Raw genomic sequence first — 571 nt, 5'->3', positions numbered from 1 at the left:
GCTCTACGTGGTTCTTTAACTTGGTCAATTGTTTCGTGGATAAGTAGAACGTTACCCGCCAAACGAGCCGGTGAAGCTACGCGCTGCTTAAAATACCAAAAGACGTTTTTATCTCCATTCTTTGCAGCATCCGTCAATTCCAATCGCTCAGAATAATGTTCTACGAAACGAATTGGTGAGAAGTCTCCTGATTCAGTAGGTGTAACCTGTACGTAGTCACGAACAAAGCTTCCCCCTCTTGAACGCATAATATGGTTCCAAACAACTTCTTTAGCATTCTTTGGAATTGGGAAAGGAATTGCACCTTTATAGCCTTGCACGCCATTCCCGTCATCAACCATTTCAGCATTAGTCGCATTATGCTTGAAATACTCACCGAATTTATCAATATAACCAACTGAACGATGAGTAGGATACACCTTCATTTTATAAGTAGAGTATCGCTCCAGGGTCTTCTTCTGACCATCAGACAACTTATCTGCATACTGAGCCATATTGTCTTTAGTAATCGTGAACAAGACCTGATCCGAAGCAAAAGGATCCGGATAAGGTTCACCCACCTTATAATCAG

The 571-nt window shown here is 41.9% G+C and carries 1 protein-coding gene; it reads right to left on the bottom strand.

Going from position 1 to position 571, the window contains the following annotated elements:
• Positions 1-571: DUF1329 domain-containing protein (locus A3729_RS26345; protein ID WP_156498150.1), on the bottom strand; the 571-nt coding region annotated here is incomplete at both ends.

The organism is Oleiphilus sp. HI0043, from assembly GCF_001634935.1.
The sequence above is the reverse complement of the archived record's forward strand: the minus strand, read 5'-3'. Positions and strand labels throughout refer to the sequence as shown.